Here is a 1,343-nt window from a genome sequence, read left to right as displayed (position 1 = left end):
GCCTGCACCTCGCTCAGCAGCGCCGCGGCGTCGGCCGGGCGGCCGGCCGGATCGCGCCGGGTGGCCCGGGCGACGAGCGCGTCGAGAGCCGGCGGCAGCGTCGGCACCAGCGTCGACGGCGCCGGTACGTCCCGGTCGACGTGCTGCCACGCGACCTCCACCGGACGGTCGCCGTCGTAGGGCACCCGGCCGGTGAGCATCTCGAACAGCACGATGCCGGCCGAGTAGACGTCGGTGCGCGGGTCCGCGTGGCCCTGGGTGACCAGCTCCGGCGCCACGTACGCCACCGTCGCCATGAGCTGGTTGCCGTTCTCGTCCTCGGCGCTGGCCTCGACGGCCCGGGCCAGCCCGAAGTCGGCCACCTTGACCACGCTGTCGACGAGGTTGCGGCTCCCGCCGGTGGGCACCTCGGCGACGAGCACGTTCTCCGGCTTGACGTCGCGGTGCACCAGGCCGGCCCGGTGCGCGGCGGCGAGCGCGGCGAGCATCTGCTCGGTGATCGCGAGCGCCTCGTCCGGGTTCAGCCGGCGGCGCTCGGCGAGCACGTCGCGCAGCGTGCGGCCGCGGACGTACTCCATCACCAGGTACGGCAGGCCGGCGTGGATGCCCTGGTCGTAGACCGCCACCACGTTCGGGTGGGTGAGCCGGGCGATCGTCTTCGCCTCGTCGGTGAAGCGTTCGACGAAGCCGGCCATCCGGGCCTTGGCCTGCGGCGCCTGGGTCGGGTGAATGATCTTGACCGCCACGGTGCGCTCCAGGCGCTCGTCGGTGGCGGTGTACACGGTCGCCATGCCGCCACGGGCGACGCGCCCGCGAATGCGGTAGCGCCCCTCGATCAGCGAGCCCAGCAACGTGTCGGCGACCTGTGTGTCCATCGGCAGGCAGTCTATGTGTCGGAAGGGTGAAGGGAGAACAGGATGCTACCGCCGGGTTGCGACACGGGGGGACCGCCACGGTGCGGGGTGCCGCGCGCCGCGCCCGGCGGGCACGTGGCAGGGTGGTCGGGTGACCGATTCCGTACCCGCCGAGACCGGCCCCGACCTGGCCGGACCGGCCGACCCGGCCGGCTGGCTGACGCTGCCCGACGTGGCCGAGCGCCTGGACCTGTCGATCAGCAAGGTGCACCAGATGATCCGCGACCGCGAACTGATCGCGGTGCGCCGCGACGGCGTCCGCCGGATCCCGGCCGACCTGGTGGCCAACCGCACCGTGCTCAAGCATCTGCCCGGCGTGCTCAACCTGCTCGCCGACGCCGGGTACGACGACGAGGAGGCGCTGCGCTGGCTCTACCGGGAGGACCCCAGTCTTCCCGGCACCCCCGCCGTAGCCCTCGGCGGCGATCT

Annotated in this window: 2 protein-coding genes; one reads left to right on the top strand and one right to left on the bottom strand. The window is 73.6% G+C overall.

The annotated features are described in order from the left end of the window. The coding region (locus tag ABD52_RS37180) for a protein kinase (RefSeq protein ID WP_047894864.1) at positions 1–875 on the bottom strand (875 nt) is incomplete at its 3' end. A gap of 130 nt (positions 876–1,005) precedes the next feature. Here ABD52_RS37180 and ABD52_RS37175 point away from each other — a divergent pair. Beyond that, on the top strand, positions 1,006–1,343 hold a 338-nt coding region (locus ABD52_RS37175; RefSeq protein ID WP_047894863.1), incomplete at its 3' end, for an Rv2175c family DNA-binding protein.

This window comes from Micromonospora sp. RV43 (assembly GCF_001029515.1).
GTDB classification, from domain to species: domain Bacteria; phylum Actinomycetota; class Actinomycetes; order Mycobacteriales; family Micromonosporaceae; genus Micromonospora; species Micromonospora aurantiaca.
The sequence above is the reverse complement of the archived record's forward strand: the minus strand, read 5'-3'. Positions and strand labels throughout refer to the sequence as shown.